This window comes from Enterobacter mori LMG 25706, from assembly GCF_000211415.1.
Taxonomy (GTDB): Bacteria; Pseudomonadota; Gammaproteobacteria; order Enterobacterales; family Enterobacteriaceae; genus Enterobacter; species Enterobacter mori.
Genome location: NZ_GL890782.1, coordinates 41773 through 64054, shown reverse-complemented (window position 1 = coordinate 64054; position 22282 = coordinate 41773). Strand labels below are relative to the sequence as shown.

Annotated in this window: 20 protein-coding genes; 11 read left to right on the top strand and 9 right to left on the bottom strand. The window is 54.7% G+C overall.

Annotation, left to right across the window (positions count from 1 at the left end; genetic code table 11):
• Positions 1-2: 2 nt before the first annotated feature.
• Both glyQ and ENTMO_RS0123045 read right to left on the bottom strand, forming a co-directional pair.
• Positions 3-914, bottom strand: a complete 912-nt coding sequence (gene glyQ, locus ENTMO_RS0123050; RefSeq protein WP_003860141.1) for a glycine--tRNA ligase subunit alpha — start codon at positions 912-914, stop codon at positions 3-5.
• 160 nt (positions 915-1074) lie between these two features.
• Positions 1075-1380 (bottom strand): YsaB family lipoprotein, encoded by a 306-nt coding sequence (locus ENTMO_RS0123045; RefSeq protein WP_010436763.1) that lies wholly within the window; start codon positions 1378-1380, stop codon positions 1075-1077.
• Between the two features lie 183 nt (positions 1381-1563).
• Between ENTMO_RS0123045 and ENTMO_RS0123040 the strand changes: the two genes are divergently transcribed.
• Positions 1564-2559, top strand: coding sequence for an acyltransferase (locus ENTMO_RS0123040; protein ID WP_010436761.1), 996 nt, complete (start codon positions 1564-1566; stop codon positions 2557-2559).
• Here ENTMO_RS0123040 and ENTMO_RS0123035 read toward each other — a convergent pair.
• From ENTMO_RS0123035 to xylA, 4 genes are all read right to left on the bottom strand, one after another.
• The gene (locus ENTMO_RS0123035) at positions 2552-3472 is read right to left on the bottom strand and encodes a GlxA family transcriptional regulator (RefSeq protein ID WP_010436759.1); all 921 of its coding nucleotides are present in this window, start codon (positions 3470-3472) and stop codon (positions 2552-2554) included. The genes ENTMO_RS0123040 and ENTMO_RS0123035 overlap by 8 nt on opposite strands.
• Positions 3472-4011: an isochorismatase family protein gene (locus tag ENTMO_RS0123030; RefSeq protein WP_010436757.1), complete on the bottom strand. Its 540-nt coding sequence runs from the start codon at positions 4009-4011 to the stop codon at positions 3472-3474. Before ENTMO_RS0123030 ends, ENTMO_RS0123035 begins: the two co-directional genes overlap by 1 nt.
• 102 nt (positions 4012-4113) lie before the next feature.
• Positions 4114-5568 (bottom strand): xylulokinase, encoded by a 1455-nt coding sequence (xylB, locus tag ENTMO_RS0123025; protein WP_010436755.1) that lies wholly within the window; start codon positions 5566-5568, stop codon positions 4114-4116.
• 60 nt (positions 5569-5628) lie between these two features.
• Complete coding sequence (xylA, locus tag ENTMO_RS0123020; protein ID WP_010436754.1) at positions 5629-6951, bottom strand: xylose isomerase; 1323 nt, start codon at positions 6949-6951, stop codon at positions 5629-5631.
• Between the two features lie 370 nt (positions 6952-7321).
• Here xylA and xylF point away from each other — a divergent pair, with 370 nt between their 5' ends.
• The 4 genes from xylF to xylR all read left to right on the top strand — a co-directional run bounded on the left by xylF (position 7322) and on the right by xylR (position 12299).
• Entirely contained in the window at positions 7322-8314 is a 993-nt protein-coding gene (gene xylF, locus ENTMO_RS0123010; RefSeq protein WP_010436751.1) for a D-xylose ABC transporter substrate-binding protein, read from the top strand.
• 71 nt (positions 8315-8385) lie between these two features.
• On the top strand, positions 8386-9927 hold the full coding sequence (locus tag ENTMO_RS0123005; RefSeq protein ID WP_010436748.1) for a xylose ABC transporter ATP-binding protein: 1542 nt from the start codon (positions 8386-8388) through the stop codon (positions 9925-9927).
• A complete protein-coding gene (gene xylH, locus ENTMO_RS0123000; RefSeq protein ID WP_010436746.1) occupies positions 9905-11086 on the top strand; it encodes a xylose ABC transporter permease XylH in 1182 nt (393 codons plus the stop codon). Before ENTMO_RS0123005 ends, xylH begins: the two co-directional genes overlap by 23 nt.
• 34 nt (positions 11087-11120) lie before the next feature.
• Positions 11121-12299: a D-xylose utilization transcriptional activator XylR gene (xylR, locus tag ENTMO_RS0122995; protein ID WP_010436743.1), complete on the top strand. Its 1179-nt coding sequence runs from the start codon at positions 11121-11123 to the stop codon at positions 12297-12299.
• A 39-nt stretch (positions 12300-12338) separates the two neighbouring features.
• Here the strand turns inward: xylR and ENTMO_RS0122990 are convergent, their stop codons facing one another.
• On the bottom strand, positions 12339-13163 hold the full coding sequence (locus ENTMO_RS0122990; protein ID WP_010436741.1) for a protein bax: 825 nt from the start codon (positions 13161-13163) through the stop codon (positions 12339-12341).
• A 314-nt stretch (positions 13164-13477) separates the two neighbouring features.
• Here ENTMO_RS0122990 and ENTMO_RS0122985 point away from each other — a divergent pair, with 314 nt between their 5' ends.
• Entirely contained in the window at positions 13478-15508 is a 2031-nt protein-coding gene (locus tag ENTMO_RS0122985) for an alpha-amylase (RefSeq protein ID WP_010436738.1), read from the top strand.
• 241 nt (positions 15509-15749) lie between these two features.
• Positions 15750-17006 (top strand): valine--pyruvate transaminase, encoded by a 1257-nt coding sequence (avtA, locus tag ENTMO_RS0122980; protein ID WP_010436737.1) that lies wholly within the window; start codon positions 15750-15752, stop codon positions 17004-17006.
• Between the two features lie 4 nt (positions 17007-17010).
• On the opposite strand, the gene ENTMO_RS0122975 is transcribed toward avtA, so the two are convergent.
• Together ENTMO_RS0122975 and yiaJ are read right to left on the bottom strand one after the other, a co-directional pair.
• Positions 17011-17466, bottom strand: a complete 456-nt coding sequence (locus ENTMO_RS0122975) for a 4Fe-4S dicluster domain-containing protein (RefSeq protein WP_010436733.1) — start codon at positions 17464-17466, stop codon at positions 17011-17013.
• 3 nt (positions 17467-17469) lie between these two features.
• Positions 17470-18288, bottom strand: coding sequence for an IclR family transcriptional regulator YiaJ (gene yiaJ, locus ENTMO_RS0122970; RefSeq protein WP_010436731.1), 819 nt, complete (start codon positions 18286-18288; stop codon positions 17470-17472).
• Positions 18289-18513: 225 nt separating this feature from the next.
• On the opposite strand from yiaJ, the gene yiaK reads away from it, so the two are divergent.
• The 4 genes from yiaK to ENTMO_RS0122950 form a co-directional block, all read left to right on the top strand.
• On the top strand, positions 18514-19512 hold the full coding sequence (gene yiaK / locus ENTMO_RS0122965; protein ID WP_010436730.1) for a 3-dehydro-L-gulonate 2-dehydrogenase: 999 nt from the start codon (positions 18514-18516) through the stop codon (positions 19510-19512).
• Positions 19513-19522: 10 nt separating this feature from the next.
• Positions 19523-19990, top strand: coding sequence for a YhcH/YjgK/YiaL family protein (locus ENTMO_RS0122960; protein ID WP_010436727.1), 468 nt, complete (start codon positions 19523-19525; stop codon positions 19988-19990).
• Positions 19991-20016: 26 nt separating this feature from the next.
• Positions 20017-20943, top strand: a complete 927-nt coding sequence (locus ENTMO_RS0122955; protein ID WP_010436725.1) for a DUF4862 family protein — start codon at positions 20017-20019, stop codon at positions 20941-20943.
• Between the two features lie 47 nt (positions 20944-20990).
• A partial coding sequence (locus tag ENTMO_RS0122950; protein WP_029485224.1) for an MFS transporter occupies positions 20991-22282 on the top strand: 1292 nt, incomplete at its 3' end.

Here is a 22282-nt window from a genome sequence, read left to right as displayed (position 1 = left end):
TCTTATTTGTTTCGGTTGCACATCGGGAAGCCAAGGGCTTCACGGGACGCATAGTAAGCTTCTGCAACGGCTTTGGTCAGGGTACGAATACGCAGAATGTAGCGCTGACGTTCAGTCACGGAGATGGCTTTGCGGGCGTCCAGCAGGTTGAAGCTGTGGGCGGCCTTCAGAATACGCTCGTAGGCAGGCAGCGGCAGCGGAGTCTCCAGCGCCAGCAGCTGCTGCGCTTCTTTCTCGTACTGCTCGAAGCAGGTGAACAGGAAGTCCACGTCCGCGTATTCGAAGTTATAGGTGGATTGCTCCACTTCGTTCTGATGGAACACGTCGCCGTAGGTGGTTTTACCCAGCGGGCCATCGCTCCAGACCAGGTCGTAAACGCTGTCTACGCCCTGAATATACATGGCCAGACGTTCCAGACCGTAGGTGATTTCACCGGTGATTGGTTTACATTCCAGACCGCCAACCTGCTGGAAGTAAGTGAACTGCGTCACTTCCATGCCGTTCAGCCACACTTCCCAGCCCAGACCCCAGGCACCCAGCGTTGGGTTTTCCCAGTTATCTTCCACGAAACGAATGTCGTGAATGGTCGGGTCCATACCCAGCTCTTTCAGCGACCCGAGGTACAGTTCCTGAATGTTGTCTGGTGATGGCTTAATCACCACCTGGAACTGATAGTAGTGCTGCAGACGGTTCGGGTTTTCGCCGTAACGGCCATCGGTAGGACGACGGGAAGGCTGCACATACGCGGTCGCCATTGGCTCCGGCCCCAACGCGCGTAAGCTGGTCATTGGGTGCGAGGTGCCTGCGCCAACTTCCATGTCCAAAGGTTGAACAATGGTGCAGCCCTGACGAGCCCAGTAATCCTGTAAGGTCAGGATCAGGCCCTGGAAGGTCTTGGTATCAAACTTTTGCATAGTATTTCGTGCTGGATACGTGTGGTTTTAAATGGAAGGGATCAGTATACCCGCTGGCTGCAAGATATACAGTACGAAACGGGGTTGTTTAAGATAAATTGGGGAATAAGGCGCACAGCCAGAACGCCAGGGCATTGTGGCTGCTGATTATACGAGCAGATTAGCGCATCGAGAGATGTAAAAACTGGCCGTCCGCGTCAAAAGAACAGACAAAGCCTTCTTTACGCGCAGTATAGCCTTTTAGCTCATAGCTCCCCTGAAAGCGCTCAAATCCGTTAACCGTAATTTTCTGCACCTCGGAATTATAGCGGTGAGCCGCCTGGTCTTTGCAGAACTGCTCCATATTCAGCGAACGTTCAGGGCTGATTTTCCCCTGCTGTGCTTTTTGTTCAGGCACGTCCTTTGAGGCGCTGCGCCCCGCCAGTATGAGTAGCAGAAAGAGTGACGCCACACGCTTCATCATCATTTTTATTACCGCCCTGGTCAGTGGCTGTTATTTTTAATATCAACGCTTTTATAGATTATGGTGCGTCATTCTGCGAATCTCGCGCTCCTCGTACAAGTTACGCGAGTTAAACTCAGAATTTTCCAAGGGAAAACTTTACCCTAATCGCAGTCACACTCTATTTACAGGGAATAAGAGGAACTGATGTCGTCAAAAATTAACTGGATTGATAACCTGCGAGGAATAGCCTGTCTGATGGTGGTGATGATCCACACGACGGCCTGGTACGTCACTAACGCGCACAGCATCAGCCACGTTAACTGGGATATCGCTAATATACTTAACTCCGCTTCCCGCGTGAGTGTGCCGCTGTTCTTTATGATTTCTGGCTTTCTCTTCTTTGGCGAACGCAGTGCGCAACCGAGGCATTTTATCCGCATCGCGTCATGCCTGGGTTTCTACAGCGCCGTTGCGCTGCTCTATATCACGCTTTTCACCTCAATTAACGCCGAACTTTCGCTGAAAAACGTGCTGCAAAAACCGATCTTCTATCACCTGTGGTTCTTCTTCGCCATTATCGTTATCTACCTGGTTTCCCCGCTGATACAGGTGAAGAACGTCAGCGGGAAAATGCTCCTGGCCCTGATGGTAGTGATTGGCGTGGTGGCAAACCCCAATACCGTCTCGCAGAAAATTGACGGATTTGAGTGGTTGCCGGTGAACCTCTATATCAACGGCGATACCTTCTACTACGTGCTTTACGGCATGCTGGGGCGCGCCATTGGCATGATGGATACACAAAAACGGAGTATGAACTGGCTTTGTGGAGCGCTATTTATCATCGGTGTGATCGTGATTTCGCGCGGTACGCTTTATGAGCTGAAGTGGCGCGGGAATTTTGCCGATACCTGGTATCTGTACTGCGGCCCGATGGTCTTTATCTGCGCCGTCTCCCTGCTGATACTCGTCAAAAATACGCTGAATGAACGCCCGCTTCCCGTGGTGGGATTCATTTCGCGCCACTCGCTGGGGATTTACGGTTTTCACGCGCTGGTGATCCACGCTCTTCGCACGCGTGGGATTGAGCTCAAAAGCTGGCCGCTGCTGGATATTATCTGGATTTTTGCCGCCACGCTGGTCGTGAGCTTATTGCTGTCGATGCTGTTGCAAAAAATAGATACCCGTCGCTTCGTTAGTTAGCGATTCGTTGCCGGGCACGGTGGAACTGGCGCGGGGAGGAAAACCCTGCCGCCAGCGACGCCTGCTCCACCCCACGCCCCTGCAATAACCACTGTTCGGCCACGGCCAGACGCAATTGCTCAAGGTAATCCCGAACGCTTATACCTAAATGTTCCTGAAAAAGCCGGGTCAGATGGCGTGGGCTGACGTGCGCCTGCGCGGCGATATCCGGTATCTGCCACGCTTTTTGCGGCTCAGCGGTAAGGGCGTCCTGCGCGCGGTGGATCGCCGGGTGAAGATGATTACGGTAGCGTAACCAGGGTGAAAGCTGAGGATCGTCCCCGGAGCGGCGGAACCAGACCACCATCTCACGCGCGACGGCCATGGCTTTTTCTGGCCCACAAAGGCGGTTAATCATATGCAGCGCCAGATCGATACCCGACGTGATCCCTGCGCTGGTCCAGATATTCTCGTCCTGCACGAAAATCCGGTTCTCTTTAATCGTCGCCGTGGGGGCTGCGGCGCGTAAGCGGCTAATGACGTCATGATGCGTGGTGCACTGCCGGTTATTCAACAAGCCCGACTTTGCCGCCAGCAACGCGCCAGAACAGACGCACATCACGGCGATGTCCTGGCGCTGGATCTGCGGCTGCAGGCGCATCAGCCAGTGCTGAATCTGCTGCGCCAGAGGGGTTGAGAACTGAACGTGGGAGTCGCTGACTCCCGGTAGCACAAGCAAACTCCCTTCTGGCAGACGTTCCGGCAGCGGCTGAATGCCGCTCATCGTCAGGCCAATCGACGTCTGAACGTCAGGCTGCGGGCCAATGTAATGCAGGCGAAACGCGTCGCCCGCCAGCACAAAGGTTTCTGCCGGGCCGGTCATGTCTAATGACAGCACCCCGGGCAACATAACGAACCAGACGTCGATGCTCATTACAGTGACTCCAGCGTCTCCGCTACCGTTTTAATCTCGGCAAAACGCCCGGCCAGCACCGTCTCGGTGCGATGACGCAGTTCGTCAGCGCTGAGGGTAATTCCGTTGTACGTCATCGGGAACGTCAGCGTGGCCTCGCTGACAAAGGTCACAGCATAGCCCAGATCGGAGGCCACACGTGCGGTAGTTTCACAACATTGTTCAGTGCGAATGCCGCAGATTATCAGTCGGTTGATATCACGCTCGCGCAGCCAGCGGTCGAGCCCGGTGTCCGTGAAGGCATTATGGACGTGTTTCTGGAAAACCACATCCGGCTGATGACGTAAAAAGGCCATCGGTTTGACATAGCCGCTTTCCAGGGTGAAGGGACCGTCTTCATCTACATGAAAAATATCAACGACCGGAATATTTCGCGACTGGCAGCCTTCAATAAGCCCCAGCATGGCCTGCTGAAAGGCAGGAATATCGGCCTCCTGCCAGTACACGCGATGATGAAATGACTGCTGAGTGTCAATATTGATTAATGCGGTGCGGGACATGATGGAACTCCTCGTCAGTGGGTATGACCTTATCCTGACGAGGAAACACAGGCACGAACAGACCAAAAAAGGACATCGTCATGCCTCTATCAGACAATCGTTTTATGACATCAACGGCAGCAGCTGCTGGTAGATCCTGCGGAACACATCACGCCTTTCCGCGTAGCGCGAATGACGTGCTGCGTCAGGAAGATGCGTTTGCTCAAGCGCCAGCTGTGGCAGCAACTGTGCGAGCGGTTTGTCAGGGTTCGCGGCTATCTGTGCCAGCCGTGCAGCGCCAAGCGCAGGCCCGACGTCGCCCCCGGTGCGATAATCAAGCTGTAACCCGCTAATGTCAGACAGCATCTGCCGCCAGTAACTGCTGCGCGCGCCGCCGCCAATGAGCGTAATGCTTGATGGCTTCAGCCCACAATCATGTACGACGTCCATCCCATCCGCCAGCGCATACCCGACGCCCTCCAGTACCGCACGCGCCAGTTCAGCCGGGCCATGTTGATGAGTTAAACTGAAAAACACCCCTTTCGCTTCCGGGTTGTTGTGCGGCGTACGCTCGCCGGAAAGATAGGGTAAAAACCAGACGGCACCGGCATTTTCATCCGCCTGCTGCGCGGCTTCGATAAACGCAGGGACATCGGCCATTCCGGTCAGCTTCGCTGCCCAGTCGAGGCAGGATGCCGCACTCAGCATCACCGACATCAAATGCCATTTCCCCGGCAGGGCATGACAGAAACTGTGGACCGCGCTTTCAGGGTTGCTGCGATAACCGTCGCTGACGGCAAAATAGACGCCGGAGGTTCCCAGCGAGAGCATCGCCTGCCCTGCCTCCACCATCCCGACACCGACAGCGCCCGCCGCGTTGTCGCCGCCGCCAGCTACCACCGGTACGGCAGGCATATTCCAGCGTTCAGCAATGGAGGACTGCAATGTGCCGGTGACCTCGCTGCCTTCGAAGAGCGCAGGCATATGGTCACGAGTCAGATGGCAGGCATCCAGCATCGCCTCGCTCCAGTCGCGTTTCGCCACATCGAGCCACATTGTGCCCGCCGCGTCAGACATATCACTGGCGAAATCACCCGTCATGCGAAAACGCAGATAATCTTTCGGGAGCGGAACTTTCGCTACCTGACGGAAAATCTCAGGTTCATGGCGCTGTACCCACAAGAGTTTTGGTGCGGTGAAGCCTGGCATCATCAGGTTGCCGGTGATGTCACGAGAGGTCGGTACGCGTTCTTCAAGAAGCGCGCACTCTTCTGCACAGCGACCGTCGTTCCAGAGGATCGCTGGACGCAACACGCGGTGCTGGCTGTCCAGCAGCGTTGCGCCGTGCATTTGTCCGGCAATCCCCAGCGCTTTTACGTCACGGAGACTGTGCTGCGGGCCTAAGGCTGTGATTGCGCGATCCGTCGCCAGCCACCACTGCTCCGGGTCCTGTTCAGACCACAGCGGATGCGGACGTGAAACCTGCAGTTTTTCCGTCTGCGTGGCTAACACGTCGCCCTGTTCGCTTAACAGGATGGCTTTCACACCCGATGTGCCAAGATCGATCCCGATATACATTGTGGTGACTCCTTTGACAGAAATGCCCGGTGGCGCTGCGGTTACCGGGCCTGCATGCTGTTATTTATCGAACAGGTAATGATTGGCCAGGTTTTCCAGCAGTTCCTGGTGTCCGCTCTGATGCTGCGGTGCCAGTTGATGCTGTTCAGCGTACTTCGCGATCTCACCAAGCGATAACTGGCCTTTCAAAATTTGCTGACCTAGCTCACTGTTCCAGCCGCTATAACGCTTCGCCACACGTTTATCCAGCTCACCGTCTTCAATCATTCGGGCGGCGATTTTCAGCGCCAGCGCCATGGTGTCCATCGCGCCAATATGACCGTAGAACAGATCGTACTTATCGGTGCTTTGACGACGCACTTTGGCGTCAAAATTCAGACCGCCAGTGGTGAAGCCCCCCGCTTTGATGATTTCGTACATCACCAGCGCATTCTCTTCCACGCTGTTCGGGAACTGGTCGGTGTCCCAGCCCAGCTGTGCATCACCACGGTTTGCATCCACAGAACCAAAGATGCCCAGCGCAATGGCGGACGCAATTTCGTGATGGAAAGAGTGGCCCGCAAGCGTAGCGTGGTTAGCCTCAATGTTCACTTTGATCTCTTTTTCCAGACCAAATTGTTTCAGGAAGCCGTACACGGTTGCGACGTCATAATCGTACTGATGCTTGGTCGGCTCTTGCGGCTTAGGTTCAATCAGCAGCGTACCGCGGAAACCAATTTTGTGTTTATGCTCGACAACCATCTGCATAAAGCGACCAATCTGCTCACGCTCCTGGCGCAGATCGGTGTTCAGCAGGGTTTCGTACCCTTCACGGCCGCCCCACAGCACATAGTTCTCGCCGCCCAACTGATGCGTGGCGTTCATCGCCGTCACCACCTGTGTGGCCGCCCAACTGAACACTTCGGGATCCGGATTCGTTGCCGCGCCCGCGCCATAGCGAGGGTTAGTAAAGCAGTTTGCCGTGCCCCACAGCAGCTTCACGCCGCTCTGCTGCTGTTTTGCCGCCAGCACGTCCACCATCTGCGCGAAGTTGTTCAGATACTCTTTCAGCGACGCGCCTTCCGGAGAGACATCCACATCGTGGAAGCAGTAGTACGGCACGTTCAGCTTGTGGAAGAATTCAAACGCGACATCCGCTTTACGCTTCGCCAGTTCGATGGCTTCGCCAGGCTGTTGCCATGGACGGTCAAAAGAACCCACACCGAACATATCGGCACCATTCCAGCAGAACGTATGCCAGTAACAGGCGGCAAAGCGCAGATGATCTTCCATGCGCTTACCCAGCACCAGCTCGTCCGGGTTGTAGTGACGAAATGCTAAAGGATTGGTCGTTTTCGTGCCTTCGTAACGAACGCGATCGAGTTGGTCGAAATAAGCTTGCATATTGAGCTCCATAATCAGGGTATGCGGCGAGTCGTAGATACAGGAGTAATAGTGAATACACATTCCGGCTTGCTCAATTACGTTATTTCACACTGCTATTGAGAGAATGCACAACTGTGCGCTGGCTCGCAAAATAATGCGCAGACAAACTATTTTTCGGTGCAGATTCCAGAATCAAATGTAATTAATAAGTTACGTATTTTAAAATCCGATCGCGGTCATAAATTCAGAAATAAACCAAATATCATAATGAGAAGATAAAAATCTGTAATTGCCAGCGGGCCTTTCCACGTTAAAAATTTGCTGCGTCTCAGCAGTGAATGTTTCTTTTATCTCAGCGACACATCCCCTACAAAAAGGCCTAATAATTATGAAGATAAAGAACCTGTCCCTTACACTCTGTACTACTCTCCTGCTTGCAAGCTTTGCCGGGCATGCCAAAGAGGTGAAAATCGGCATGGCCATTGACGACCTGCGCCTGGAGCGCTGGCAAAAAGATCGCGATATTTTTGTAAAAAAAGCAGAATCTCTCGGCGCAAGCGTGTTTGTTCAGTCGGCTAACGGCAACGAAGAAACGCAAATGTCGCAAATTGAGAATATGATCAACCGTGGCGTCGATGTCCTGGTCATTATCCCGTATAACGGCCAGGTATTAAGTAACGTGGTGAAAGAAGCCAAACAAGAAGGCATAAAAGTATTGGCCTATGACCGCATGATTAATAACGCAGACATTGATTATTATATTTCGTTCGACAACGAAAAAGTAGGTGAATTACAAGCCAAAAGCCTGGTCGATAAAGTGCCTCAAGGGAATTATTTCCTGATGGGTGGTTCGCCAGTGGATAACAACGCCAAACTGTTCCGCGAAGGGCAAATGAAAGTCCTTAAACCGTACATCGACAACGGGAAAATTAAAGTGGTTGGCGATCAGTGGGCTGATGGTTGGCTCCCTGAAAACGCGCTAAAAATCATGGAAAACGCGCTGACGGCCAACAACAACAAAATTGATGCAGTCGTGGCCTCTAACGATGCCACCGCTGGCGGCGCGATTCAGGCCCTGAGCGCCCAGGGGCTGGCTGGCAAAGTCGCTATCTCCGGACAGGATGCCGATCTCGCCGGGGTAAAACGCATCATTGCTGGCACCCAAACCATGACGGTTTACAAGCCCATCACCGAACTTGCGAATACGGCGGCTGAAATTGCCGTTGAGCTGGGTCAGGGTCAACAGCCTAAATCTGACGCGACGTTAAACAACGGACTCAAAGATGTTCCGGCCCGTCTGCTCACCCCGATGGAAGTCAATAAAGAGAATATTGACGCCACTGTCATTAAAGACGGTTTCCACAAGAAGAGTGAACTGTAATCCCGCGCTGCCCCTGCCCGGCAGGGGCGCACCGGTCTGTCCTGTTCTCCCTCAGGTCACGTGGAGCAGTTATGTCTTATTTACTAGAAATGAAGAGCATCACCAAAGCCTTTGGCGCGGTGAAAGCGGTCGATAACGTGAGCCTGCGGCTAAACCCTGGCGAAGTGGTCTCGCTGTGCGGTGAAAACGGTTCAGGCAAGTCGACGCTGATGAAAGTGCTGTGCGGGATCTATCCACATGGCAGCTATGAGGGTGAAATCGTCTTTGCTGGTGAGGTCATTCAGGCCACACACATTCGCGATACGGAACGTAAAGGTATCGCCATTATTCATCAGGAACTGGCACTGGTGAAGCACCTCACCGTGCTGGAAAATATCTTCCTGGGGGCTGAAATCTCACGTCACGGCGTACTGGATTACGACACCATGACGCTGCGCTGTGAAAAGCTGCTGGCGCAGGTGAGCCTCAGCATTTCACCGGATACCCGCGTGGGGGATCTTGGCCTGGGGCAGCAGCAGTTGGTCGAAATCGCCAAAGCCCTGAACAAGCAGGTAAGACTGCTGATCCTCGATGAGCCAACGGCCTCGCTCACTGAACAGGAAACCGCTGTTCTGCTCAATATCATCCGCGATCTGCAAAACCACGGTATCGCCTGCATCTATATTTCGCACAAGCTTAATGAGGTGAAAGCCATTTCGGACACCATCTGCGTGATCCGCGACGGGCAACACATCGGCACGCGTGAAGCGGAGGGCATGAGTGAAGATGACATCATCACCATGATGGTAGGGCGCGAACTCACTGCGCTCTATCCGAACGAACCCCACGCCGTGGGAGACGAAATCCTGCGCGTGGAAAATCTCACTGCATGGCATCCCGTGAATCGCCATATCAGGCGAGTTAACGACGTCTCCTTTTCCCTTCACCGCGGTGAAATCCTTGGCATTGCGGGTTTAGTGGGCGCAGGTCGAACTGAAGCCGTGCAGTGCCTGTTTGGCGTGTGGCCCGGACGCTGGGAAGGCAGCATTTACATCGATGGTCAGCCGGTAAAAATCGACAACTGCCAGCAGGCGATTGCCCATGGCATTGCTATGGTGCCAGAAGATCGCAAAAAAGACGGCATCGTGCCGGTAATGGCGGTCGGGAAAAACATCACGCTGGCGGCGCTAAACCAGTTCTCTGGCGCCCTGACGAGCCTGGACGACGCTGCCGAGCAGCAGTGTATTCTTCAGTCACTCGCCAGGCTCAAGGTCAAAACCTCCTCCCCGGAACTGGCCATTGGACGCCTCAGCGGGGGGAACCAGCAAAAGGCGATTCTGGCGCGCTGCCTGCTTCTCAACCCGCGAATTTTAATCCTGGATGAACCGACTCGCGGGATTGATATCGGCGCGAAGTATGAAATCTACAAGCTGATTAATCAGCTTGTGCAGCAAGGCATTGCCGTCATTGTCATCTCATCTGAATTACCTGAAGTGCTCGGCCTGAGCGACCGCGTGTTGGTTATGCACGAGGGGAAACTGAAAGCCAATCTGATTAACCAGAACCTGACGCAAGAACAGGTGATGGAAGCCGCCTTAAGGAGCGAACGTCATGTCGAAAAGCAATCCGTCTGATATCAAAGTCGCTGTGCCGACACCCGGCGCGTTCGCAGGGCTGAAAGCGCTAAACCTGCAGGTCTTCGTGATGATCGCGGCGATTATCGCCATCATGCTGTTCTTTACCTGGATGACCGATGGCTCCTATTTGAGTGCTCGTAATATCTCTAACCTGCTGCGCCAGACTGCCATCACCGGCATTCTGGCCGTGGGCATGGTGTTTGTGATTATCTCAGCGGAGATTGACCTGTCGGTCGGGTCGATGATGGGCCTGCTCGGCGGCGTGGCGGCGATATTTGATGTCTGGCTCGGCTGGCCGCTGCCGCTCACCATTGTCGTGACGCTGGCGCTGGGTCTGGTACTGGGGGCGTGGAACGGGTGGTGGGTTGCCTACCGTAAGGTGCCGTCATTCATCGTCACCCTGGCCGGGATGCTGGCCTTCCGTGGGATTCTGATTGGCATCACCAACGGTACCACCGTCTCTCCCACCAGCGCGTCTATGTCGCAAATTGGGCAGAGCTACCTCTCTGATGGCATCGGTTTTACGATCGGCGTGGTGGGCATGATGGCCTTCATCGCATGGCAGTGGCGCGGCCGTATGCGCCGTCAGGCGCTGGGGCTGGCTTCTCCGGCATCGACCTCCGTGGTCGGTCGTCAGGCGCTCACCGCCGTGATTGTGCTGGGTGCCATCTGGCTGCTGAACGATTACCGCGGTGTCCCGACGCCCGTTCTGCTGCTGGCGCTCCTGCTGCTGGGCGGCATGTTTATGGCGACGCGCACTGCGTTTGGTCGTCGTATTTATGCCATTGGCGGTAATCTTGAGGCGGCACGTCTGTCAGGGATCAACGTCGAACGCACCAAACTCGCTGTCTTTGCCATCAACGGCCTGATGGTGGCGATTGCAGGGCTGATCCTCAGCTCACGTCTGGGGGCCGGTTCACCGTCGGCAGGAAACATTGCCGAGTTGGATGCCATCGCTGCGTGTGTCATCGGCGGGACCAGTCTCGCAGGCGGTGTCGGCAGCGTGGCAGGTGCGGTGATGGGCGCATTTATTATGGCTTCGCTGGATAACGGGATGAGCATGATGGACGTCCCAACGTTTTGGCAGTATATCGTGAAGGGAGCGATTCTTTTGCTGGCAGTCTGGATGGACTCTGCAACCAAGCGACGTGCCTGAGAACAGTATTGTTACTTATTTGGGAAAGTGAGCCATGTTTGAAAAGCGTCACCGCATTACGTTGTTATTCAATGCCAACAAAGCCTACGACCGTCAGGTGGTTGAAGGGGTTGGTGAATATTTGCAGGCGTCGCAATCCGAGTGGGATATTTTCATTGAAGAAGATTTCCGCACCCGTCTGGAGAACATCAAAGACTGGCTGGGCGATGGCGTTATCGCTGACTATGACGATCCCGTCATTGAGCAATTGCTAACAGACGTCGACGTTCCCATTGTGGGCGTCGGCGGCTCGTATCATTCTCCCGATCACTATCCACCAGTCCACTACATCGCAACCGATAATCATGCGCTGGTCGAGGCCGCTTTTCTCCATTTAAAAGAGAAAGGCGTGCATCGCTTTGCGTTTTACGGGTTGCCCTCTTCAAGCGGCAAACGGTGGGCGGTAGAGCGCGAGCATGCGTTCTGCCAGCTGGTCGCAAAGGAGAAATATCGTGGTGTGGTGTATCAGGGGCTGGAAACCGCACCGGAAAACTGGCAGCACGCGCAAAACCGCCTGGCGGACTGGCTGCAAACGCTGCCGCCCCAGACAGGGATTATTGCGGTAACAGATGCTCGTGCACGCCACGTGCTGCAGGTCTGCGAACATTTGCATATTCCGGTGCCTGAAAAGCTGTGCGTAATTGGTATTGATAACGAAGAGTTAACCCGCTATTTATCTCGCGTGGCGCTCTCCTCTGTCGCGCAGGGAACCCGTCAAATGGGCTATCAGGCCGCGAAACTCCTGCACCGCCTGCTGGACAACGAAGCCTTGCCGCTTCAGCGCCTGCTGGTTCCGCCTGTGCGTGTCGTCGAACGCCGCTCAACCGATTATCGTTCCTTAAGCGACCCGGCCGTTATTCAGGCAATGCACTACATTCGCAACCACGCCTGCAAAGGCATTAAGGTGGATCAGGTGCTGGATTCGGTCGGCATTTCTCGCTCAAACCTGGAAAAACGCTTTAAAGAGGAAGTGGGTGAAACTATTCACGCCGTTATTCATGCGGAAAAACTGGAGAAAGCGCGCAGCCTGCTGATCTCCACGTCGCTTTCCATCAATGAAATTTCACAAATGTGCGGCTACCCGTCGCTGCAGTATTTCTACTCGGTTTTCAGAAAGGAGTATGACACGACGCCGAAGGAGTACCGGGAGCGGTATAGCGAAGTGCTGATATAAAAAGAAAAACGCCTTCCGAGGGAAGGCGTTGTTAACGGATTACATATGCGCGGCAATTAAGCGCTGGTTGTCCTGGTACATCGCAAACAGATAGTTGTTATAGCGCTGCCCCTGGGTGGAATAACCTTTCAGCTTGTGGATCATCGTACTGGCCGTCACTTCCTGATCCGCTTTACGCAGCTGGGCGCGAGACTTACGGAACGAAGAGTAGGCCGGATGCGTGTTTAGATTCACGACATAGGCATTCACGGAATCTTTGACCGATTCAAACTGCGAGTAGCCTTTCACTTTACCGGGAGCATTGTTACAACGCCCTTTCACGCATTTCATGCCGAAAAGATTGTTGTTATTGCGCGCCAACTTCGAGGTACCCCAACCGCTTTCAGCGGCGGCCATCGTTGCCACCATGCTGCCCGGAATGATGTCTACACGCTCCAGAAGTGAATTCCACGGCACACGACGCGTGTTGCCATTCCATTTCACCTTGTAGCGTTTTGAAATCTCTTTCAGGCGCGTGCGCTCAGACGGCGACCAGCGGTTATCGTACTGTTTTGAGATCAGCCAGTTACGATCCGCAGTAATCGCGGCATTTTGACTCGTGATGTAAGGCATTACCGTCCGGAGAAACGCTTTTTTTCTTGGTGTTCCGGAAGGGTATTTTCGCAAATCAGGAAGTGAACTACTCTTTGCACTATTGCGAGAATACTCTTGTTTACTGCTAACCTTACTACTTGTCGTCTTTATTACGTGGGCTTTCTTACTCGTTGTATCCGTGTGCGTCTTCGCAAGCACCTCACCCGAAAATGCCGTGGTGAGTAACATGAGTATCGCAGCCCCATATCGTCGAATGGGAGTCGATATCATTAGGTCTCCTGGTCGGATGTAATCATCCCAACACCTTATTTTTTTCACAAATTTGAGAGCGGAATCTCAAATCATATCAAAAATAGTCTTCCAGAGCACGTATAGAAATAGTCCAAATCCGAAACTATGTCACCTGAAACATGCTCACTAAAGCATCAATTCTGAAAAAATGTGTGCGATATCGCAGATAACTGCCTAATTTTGCGCGGGATCACTCATCCCTTCGCGTCCTCCTGCCAGAAACCGTCGGAGGAGGAGTTTTTCCTCAGTACCCGGTGGCACACTGGTCAAAAAAGCCGCGACAGGAAAATGGAATGAAACGCACCGCACTGGCTCTCCTGATGTTACCCGCACTCGCACATGCAGACTGGTCATCGCCGGGATTTAGCACATTTCGCGCGGAAGGAACCGGGGTCTTCACCAGCCAGGCAAAGCTCGCGAAGGGTACCCGTCCTTTAACAGTGAGTTTTGACAACACGTGCTGGCAGCCTACGGGCTCCATAAAACTCAATGAGATGCTGTCGCTCAAGCACTGTGAGGGCACACCGCCCCAGTGGCGGCTATTCCGTGACGGTGATTATCAGATGCGTGTCGATACCCGCTCCGGGACGCCAACACTGATGCTGACTATTCAGAGTACAACGGAGCAACCTGTCGCGAATGTCGCCCGTCAGTGTCCAACGTGGGACGGCAAACCTTTGACGCTGGAGGTAAGCAGTACCTTCCCTGAAGGCACGGTGGTGCGTGATTTCTACAGCAAACAGACGGCGACGGTGCAGAACGGCAAAATCACCCTACAGCCTGCCGCCAACAGCAACGGCCTGCTGCTGCTTGAGCGTGCCGAAACCGACAAGCCCGCGCCCTTCAGCTGGCAAAACGCCACCGTCTATTTCGTGCTGACCGACCGCTTTGTGAATGGCGACCCGGGCAACGACAACAGCTATGGCCGTCATAAAGACGGCATGCAGGAGATCGGCACCTTCCACGGCGGCGATCTCAAGGGGCTTACCGGCAAGCTCGACTACCTGCAGCAACTGGGTGTCAACGCGCTGTGGATAAGCTCCCCGCTGGAGCAAATCCACGGCTGGGTGGGCGGCGGAACCAAAGGTGATTTCCCTCACTACGCCTATCACGGTTACTACACGCAGGACTGGACGAAGCTCGATGCCAACATGGGCACCGAAGATGACCTGCGCCAGCTTGTTGACGAAGCGCACAAGCGCGGTATCCGTATTCTGTTTGATATCGTCATGAACCACGTTGGCTACGCGACCCTTGCGGACATGCAGGAGTACCAGTTTGGCGCGCTGTATCTGCAGGGTGATGAGCTGAAGAAAACGCTGGGTGAACGCTGGACGGACTGGAAGCCCGGCGCGGGCCAAAGCTGGCACAGCTTTAACGACTACATCAACTTTAGCGACAAAGCCGCGTGGGAAAAATGGTGGGGCAAGAAATGGATCCGCACCGACATTGGTGATTACGACAACCCAGGCTTCGACGATTTGACCATGTCGCTGGCCTTCCTGCCGGATCTGAAAACGGAATCGACGACCCCGTCAGGTTTGCCGAACTTCTATCAACACAAGCCCGACACCGGCGCGAAAGCGATGACGAATTTCACGCCCCGGGATTACCTGACACACTGGCTCAGCCAGTGGGTTCGTAACTACGGTATCGACGGCTTCCGGGTGGATACCGCAAAGCACGTTGAACTCGACGCATGGCAGCAGCTGAAAGATCAGGCAGGCCAGGCACTGGCAGCGTGGAAAGCCGCCAACCCAGATAAAAAACTCGACAATGCGCCCTTCTGGATGACCGGTGAAGCATGGGGCCACGGCGTGATGCAGAGCGATTATTACCGCCACGGTTTCGACGCAATGATCAACTTTGACTATCAGGAGCAGGCGGCGAAAGCGGTGGACTGTCTGGCTGATATCGATATGACGTGGCAGCAGATGGCGGAGAAACTGCAAAGCTTCAATGTGCTGAGCTATCTCTCGTCACACGATACGCGACTGTTCCGCGAAGGAGGCCAGCGCGCGGCGGAGCTGCTCATGCTGGCGCCGGGCAGCGTGCAAATTTACTACGGCGATGAATCTGAACGTCCGTTCGGCCCAACAGGCTCCGACCCGCTTCAGGGCACACGCTCGGACATGAACTGGCAGGACGTGACGGGCAAACAGGCCTTAACCGTCGCTCACTGGCAAACTCTGGGTCAGTTCCGCGCCCGTCACCCGGCGATTGGTGAAGGCAAGCAAACCACGCTGTCACTGAAGGAAGGCTACGGCTTCGTGCGCGAGCACAAGGGCGATAAAGTGATGGTGGTATGGGCGGGTAATCAATAAACGGCCCCTCACCCTAACCCTCTCCCCACAGAGGAGAGGGAACCGCACGGAACCACCTTTCCTCCCTCGCCCCTTTGGGGAGAGGGCCGGGGTGAGGGGGAAACAAACCAGAACGATTCACTACACAAATCCAAACCCACCCTATAAAACAACAAATCCGACCACATCACCTGATTTGCACCAGCACGGTGCTAGCGTTATGGTTACCCCCTTTCATAATAAGCCCGACAGATCACCTGCTATGACGTTTTCACTTTTCGGCGACAAATTTACCCGCCATTCAGGCATTACCCGCCTGATGGAGGACCTCAACGACGGGCTGCGCACACCGGGCGCAATCATGCTCGGCGGCGGAAACCCGGCTCAAATCCCGGAGATGACTACCTATTTCCAGAGCCTGCTCGCTCAGATGCTGGAAAGCGGCAAAGCAACCGATGCACTTTGCAACTATGACGGCCCTCAGGGTAAAACCGAGCTGCTGAAACTCCTCGCCGATATGCTGCGTGAAGAGCTGGGTTGGGATATTGAGCCACAGAATATTGCACTGACAAACGGCAGCCAGAGCGCGTTTTTCTACTTGTTTAACCTGTTCGCAGGACGTCGCGCCGACGGCACGACCAAAAAAGTGCTGTTCCCGCTGGCACCGGAGTATATCGGCTATGCCGATTCCGGCCTCGAAGAAGACCTGTTTGTGTCCGCGCGCCCGAACATCGAACTGCTGCCAGAAGGCCAGTTCAAATATCACGTCGATTTTGAACACCTGCATATTGGTGAAGAGACGGGCATGATCTGCGTATCACGCCCTACCAACCCAACGGGCAACGTGATTACCGATGACGAGCTGATGAAACTGGACGCGCTGGCCAATCAGCACGGCATCCCTTTGGTGATCGATAACGCCTACGGCGTGCCGTTCCCGGGGATAATCTTCAGCGAAGCCCGCCCGCTGTGGAACCCAAACATCGTTTTGTGCATGAGCCTCTCTAAGCTGGGTCTGCCGGGCAGCCGCTGCGGCATCATCATCGCCAATGAGAAAATCATCACCGCCATTACCAACATGAACGGCATTATCAGCCTTTCACCCGGCGGCATCGGCCCGGCGATGATGTGCGAAATGATTAAGCGCAACGACCTGCTGCGCCTGTCGAATGACGTGATTAAGCCATTCTATTACCAGCGCGTTCAGGATACGATCGCGATACTTCGCCGCTATTTGCCGGAAGAACGCTGCCTGATCCACAAACCAGAAGGGGCGATTTTCCTCTGGCTGTGGTTCAAGGATCTGCCGATTACGACGGAACTTCTCTACCAGCGACTGAAAAAGCGTGGTGTGCTGATGGTGCCGGGCGATTACTTCTTCCCGGGGTTGGATAAACCGTGGCCGCACACGCACCAGTGCATGCGCATGAACTATGTGCCTGATCCGGAAAAAATCGAAGCGGGTGTGAAAATTCTCGCGGAAGAGATTGAGAACGCCTGGCGCGAAAACGGTCAGTAAGTTCTTACGCCAGATGATGCAACCGTTCGGTGCGTAATCTGGCGGGATCGACACAGCTTAACGCGTGGGTCGGGCAAGCCTCAACGCAGGCAGGTCCGCCCTCGCGATGCGCGCATAAATCACATTTCAGCGCCTGCGCATGATCCCCCACCCTCTGTACCTGCATCGCCCCGAACGGGCACGCCACCATACAGCTTTTGCACCCGATGCAGCGCGCCTGCTCAACGAGCCAGGCTCCGGCTGAGCGTCGGATTGCCCCGGTTGGGCACACATTTGCACAGGGCGCATCCTCGCACTGATGACACCCGACCGCGGTGGTATAAGAATCCCCTTTCACCACCCGAATGCGGGGCATGAAATCATTTGCGGTGACGAAGTCCTGATGCGAAACCGCACAGGCCGCTTCGCAAGTGCGGCACCCAATGCATTTTTCCGAATCCGCCATGATAAATCGGTTCATCTGTTACGCCTCGCGCACGTTAAAACCCAGTTCTTTTGAGATAGCCTCTGCCGTTTCACGCAGCGGCTTGAGCAAGTTCTTCTCACCCACCTGCTTCATGCGCGACGTCGACAGCGAAATGGAGATCGCATACGGCACGCGCCCGTGGATATCAAAGACCGGCACGGCAATGCAGGAAACCCCCAGCTCGTTCTCTTCTTTATCCATCGCCATGCTGCGATCGCGAATTTCCGCCAGCTCATCATACATCGCACTCAGCTCGGTAATGGTGTTGCGGGTCAAGGGTTGGATCTGTTCCTGATGGCTTTCCCAGTAGCTCGCCACGTAATCCTGATGACCAAACGCCATGTAGATTTTGCCCATTGCGGAGCAGTAGAGCGGCATATGCTGGCCAATATAGGCACGCGTGCGCAGCATACCGGTTGTCGGTTCGAGCTTATAAATCAGGATCGCGTGGTCGTCCTCACGGCTGGAGAAGTTCACCGTTTCGCCGGTGGCAATGTTCAGCGCCTCAAGGTGCGGAGCGGCCACGTGAATGATATTCAGCGACGACAGGGCCTTTTGCCCGACGGCGATAAATTTGGTGGTCAGGCGATAGCTGCCCGCCGCGGGTGCCGGGGTCACGTACCCGCACGACTGTAGCCCCTGCAGCAAGCGATGCACGGTGCTCTTATTCAGCCCCGCCAGTTCAGATAAGTGCGCAAGCGGACACCCGTTCGGATAGTTGCTGAGGATCTCAATCAGCATCAGGCCGCGAAACAAGCTCTGGCTACCTGCTGGCCTCTCTTTTTCTTGCGTCATTTCGCTCTCTTTCGTGCTCATCAAATGGCTCCTTTTTGTCGCGCCCTGATGGTAGCGCAAAGTGTGGTTCAGTTCACGATCTCAACAGAAAAATCACAACCAATTGATTTTAATCGATTTTGAAAAACATGAATGTCGTTGATCTGGCAAAATTTGATCGCTATATTTGAAATCAGATTTCGCATAGTGAAATTTAGCGATAAAAAAGCACTCGCACTTGCCCCGAAAAAGAACAGGAGAACAGGGATGAAAGTGACCTTTGAAGAGTTAAAAGCGGCGTTCAATCGGGTTCTGCTCGATCGCGGCGTGAAAGCGGAAACCGCAGACGCCTGCGCCGAGATGTTCGCCCGCACCACGGAATCCGGCGTTTATTCGCACGGCGTTAACCGTTTTCCGCGTTTCATTCAGCAGCTTGATGCAGGCGATATCATTCCCGACGCTCAGCCAAAACGGGTGATGACGCTGGGTGCCATCGAACAGTGGGATGCCCAGCGCTCTATCGGTAACCTGACGGCGAAAAAGATGATGGATCGCGCCACCGAGCTGGCGTCCGACCACGGTATTGGTCTGGTGGCACTGCGTAATGCGAACCACTGGATGCGCGGCGGCAGCTACGGCTGGCAGGCGGCGGAGAAGGGCTATATCGGCATATGCTGGACCAACTCTATTGCCGTCATGCCCGCATGGGGATCAAAAGAGTGCTGCATCGGCACCAACCCGCTGATCGTGGCTATTCCATCAAGCCCAATCACCATGGTCGATATGTCGATGTCGATGTTCTCCTACGGCATGCTGGAGGTGAATCGCCTGGCCGGGCGCGAACTGCCGGTCGATGGCGGCTTTGACGACGAGGGTAATCTCACCCGAGAGCCAGGCGTGATTGAGAAAAACCGCCGCATTCTGCCGATGGGCTACTGGAAAGGGTCTGGCTTATCCATCGTGCTCGACATGATCGCCACCCTGCTCTCCAACGGCTCCTCCGTCGCGGAAGTGTCCCAGGACAACAGCGACGAGTATGGCGTGTCGCAGATCTTTATCGCCATCGAGGTTGATCGCCTGATCGACGGCCCAACCCGCGATGCGAAGCTGCAGCGCATTATGGACTTCATCACCACCGCGCAGCGGTCTGATGAAAACGTTGCCGTCCGCCTTCCGGGCCATGAATTCACACGCCTGCTGGAAGAGAACCGCCGCGACGGCATCACCATCGACGACAGCGTGTGGGCGAAAATCCAGTCTCTGTAAGGAGTGGACCATGATATTCGGACATATTTCCCAGCCCAATCCGTGCCGTCTGCCGCGGGCGATTGAAAAAGCGCTTCATTTTTTGCGCGCTACGGATTTCACCACCCTGCCGCCAGGTGTGGTGGAAATTGAAGGTCGCACTATTTTTGCCCAGGTTCTCGACCTGACGACAAAGGAGCCGCACGAGAACCGCCCGGAAGTGCACCGCCGCTATCTGGATATTCAGTTTTTAGCATGGGGTGAAGAAAAAATCGGTATTGCCATTGATACCGGTAATAACGAAATAAGCGAATCATTACTGGAACAGCGGGATATTATTTTTTATCACAACAGCGAAAATGAATCCTTTATCGAAATGACACCCGGCAGCTATGCCATATTTTTCCCGCAGGATGTGCACCGTCCTGCCTGTATTAAGAACAAGGAAACCGCAATCCGTAAAATTGTGGTGAAAGTGGCAGTCAGCGAATTAGATTAATTTTCTGATATATACAGGAACGCGAAATGACCAATACCAGTTTTATTATTGGTGCGTACCCCTGCGCACCCTCGTTTCACCAAAAAGGGGAACAAGAAGAACAAACATTCTGGCGGGAACTTTCCGACACGCCAAACATTCGCGGGCTGGAACAGCCGTGCCTTGAACATCTCCATCCGTTTGGTGATGAATGGCTGTTCCGCCATACGCCGGGCGACTGGCAAATCGTCGTCACAGCAGTCATGGAAACCATGCGCCGCCGCGGCACAAACGGTGCGTTTGGCCTGGCCTCAGCCGACGAAACGCAGCGTAAAGCATGCGTAGACTTTTACCGGCATCTGCACAAGAAAGTTAACGCCGTGAACGTCCGTTTTCCAGGCAAAGTGATTGCTCTGGAGATGCAGGCGGCCCCACAGGCGGGCAATGCTTCCGTCGAGCAGGCTACCGAGGCGTTTTCCCGCTCGATCCAGGAAATCGCGGGCTGGGACTGGAACTGCGATCTGGTACTGGAACACTGCGATGCCATGACCGGCCCGGCACCGCGCAAGGGCTTCTTGCCTTTAGCGCAGGTGCTGGAGGTGGTGAAAGACACCGATATCAGCGTCTGTATCAACTGGGCGCGCTCGGCTATCGAAGGCCGTAATACGACGCTCCCGCTTGAGCATGTTCAGGCCGCACTCCGTGCCGGAAAGCTGGGTGCACTGATGTTTTCGGGCACGACTACCCGCGGGGAATACGGTGAATGGCAGGATCTGCACGCGCCGTTTTCTTCATTCTGCGCCGACAGTTTGATGTCTACTGAACACGCAAAATCACTCTTTACTGCGGCGAGCGCCGCAACGTTGAAATTCTCCGGTATTAAATTACTGGAAATAAATGCTAATGCTGACGTCAGCCATCGCATCGCTATTTTGCGCGACGGCATTAGCGAAATGAATAAAGCAACGCAATAACAATAAAAAATATCCCTATTCCGGTTACATTGACTGAGACAGTAAATATGAACACTTACTCGAATACTCTACAAGCGGACATTCCGCGCCAGCGCTGGCTAAGAATCATTCCTCCTATTCTAATCGCCTGCATCATTTCGTATATGGATCGCGTAAATATCGCCTTTGCCATGCCCGGCGGTATGGATGAAGAGCTAGGTATTACCGCCACTATGGCGGGCCTGGCAGGTGGGATCTTCTTTATCGGCTATCTGTTCCTGCAGGTTCCCGGCGGCAAGATTGCCGTCCACGGCAGCGGCAAGAAGTTTATCGGCTGGTCGCTGGTTGCCTGGGCGGTGATCTCTGTGCTCACGGGCCTGGTGACGAATCAGTATCAGTTGCTGGTGCTGCGCTTCTTACTCGGCGTGGCGGAAGGCGGGATGCTGCCTGTCGTGCTCACCATGATCAGCAACTGGTTCCCGGATGCCGAACGCGGTCGCGCCAATGCCATTGTGATTATGTTTGTCCCCATCGCCGGGATTATCACCGCCCCGCTTTCGGGCTGGATCATCACCGCGCTCGACTGGCGCTGGCTGTTCATCATTGAAGGTTTGATGTCCGTCGTTGTGCTGGTGCTGTGGGCGTTCACCGTTTACGACCGACCGCAGGAAGCCCGCTGGATTTCAGAAGCAGAGAAAAACTATCTGGTGCAAACGCTGGCGGCTGAACAGCAGGCCATCGCCGGAAAAGAGGTGAAAAATGCGTCACTCGGCGCAGTGCTTTCCGACAAAACCATGTGGCAGCTGATCGCGCTGAACTTCTTTTACCAGACCGGGATTTACGGCTACACGCTCTGGCTGCCGACCATCCTGAAAGAGCTGACACACACCAGCATCGGTCAGGTGGGTATGCTCGCCATCCTGCCTTACATCGGGGCCATTGCGGGGATGTTCCTGTTCTCAACGCTTTCTGATCGCACCGGCAAGCGCAAGCTGTTTGTCTCCCTGCCGCTGATTGGCTTTGCGCTCTGCATGTTCCTCTCCGTGGCGCTGAAAGAGAGTACCTGGTTGGCGTATTCCGCACTGGTGGGCTGCGGGTTCTTCCTGCAATCCGCAGCGGGCGTGTTCTGGACCATCCCGGCGCGTCTGTTCAGCGCAGAGATGGCGGGCGGCGCGCGCGGCGTGATCAACGCCCTGGGCAACCTCGGTGGCTTCTGCGGCCCGTATGCGGTTGGGGTGCTGATCACCCTGTACAGCAAAGACGCGGGCGTTTACTGCCTGGCGGTTTCTCTGGCGCTGGCGTCGCTGCTGGCCCTGCTGTTACCGGCGAAATGCGATGCCGGTGCAGAGCCTAATCCCAC

Bases quoted from the DNA above. Each gene is read 5' to 3' on its own strand.
- xylB (WP_010436755.1), bottom strand. From the start codon at position 5,568: ATGTATATCGGGATCGATCTTGGCACATCGGGTGTGAAAGCCATCCTG.
- xylR (WP_010436743.1), top strand. From the start codon at position 11,121: ATGTTTGAAAAGCGTCACCGCATTACGTTGTTATTCAATGCCAACAAA.
- yiaJ (WP_010436731.1), bottom strand. From the start codon at position 18,288: ATGAGCACGAAAGAGAGCGAAATGACGCAAGAAAAAGAGAGGCCAGCA.
- ENTMO_RS0123030 (WP_010436757.1), bottom strand. From the start codon at position 4,011: ATGTCCCGCACCGCATTAATCAATATTGACACTCAGCAGTCATTTCAT.
- ENTMO_RS0123040 (WP_010436761.1), top strand. From the start codon at position 1,564: ATGTCGTCAAAAATTAACTGGATTGATAACCTGCGAGGAATAGCCTGT.
- ENTMO_RS0122975 (WP_010436733.1), bottom strand. From the start codon at position 17,466: ATGAACCGATTTATCATGGCGGATTCGGAAAAATGCATTGGGTGCCGC.
- xylF (WP_010436751.1), top strand. From the start codon at position 7,322: ATGAAGATAAAGAACCTGTCCCTTACACTCTGTACTACTCTCCTGCTT.
- yiaK (WP_010436730.1), top strand. From the start codon at position 18,514: ATGAAAGTGACCTTTGAAGAGTTAAAAGCGGCGTTCAATCGGGTTCTG.
- glyQ (WP_003860141.1), bottom strand. From the start codon at position 914: ATGCAAAAGTTTGATACCAAGACCTTCCAGGGCCTGATCCTGACCTTA.
- ENTMO_RS0123035 (WP_010436759.1), bottom strand. From the start codon at position 3,472: ATGAGCATCGACGTCTGGTTCGTTATGTTGCCCGGGGTGCTGTCATTA.
- ENTMO_RS0122955 (WP_010436725.1), top strand. From the start codon at position 20,017: ATGACCAATACCAGTTTTATTATTGGTGCGTACCCCTGCGCACCCTCG.
- ENTMO_RS0123005 (WP_010436748.1), top strand. From the start codon at position 8,386: ATGTCTTATTTACTAGAAATGAAGAGCATCACCAAAGCCTTTGGCGCG.
- ENTMO_RS0122990 (WP_010436741.1), bottom strand. From the start codon at position 13,163: ATGATATCGACTCCCATTCGACGATATGGGGCTGCGATACTCATGTTA.
- avtA (WP_010436737.1), top strand. From the start codon at position 15,750: ATGACGTTTTCACTTTTCGGCGACAAATTTACCCGCCATTCAGGCATT.
- ENTMO_RS0123045 (WP_010436763.1), bottom strand. From the start codon at position 1,380: ATGATGATGAAGCGTGTGGCGTCACTCTTTCTGCTACTCATACTGGCG.
- ENTMO_RS0122960 (WP_010436727.1), top strand. From the start codon at position 19,523: ATGATATTCGGACATATTTCCCAGCCCAATCCGTGCCGTCTGCCGCGG.
- xylA (WP_010436754.1), bottom strand. From the start codon at position 6,951: ATGCAAGCTTATTTCGACCAACTCGATCGCGTTCGTTACGAAGGCACG.
- ENTMO_RS0122985 (WP_010436738.1), top strand. From the start codon at position 13,478: ATGAAACGCACCGCACTGGCTCTCCTGATGTTACCCGCACTCGCACAT.
- xylH (WP_010436746.1), top strand. From the start codon at position 9,905: ATGTCGAAAAGCAATCCGTCTGATATCAAAGTCGCTGTGCCGACACCC.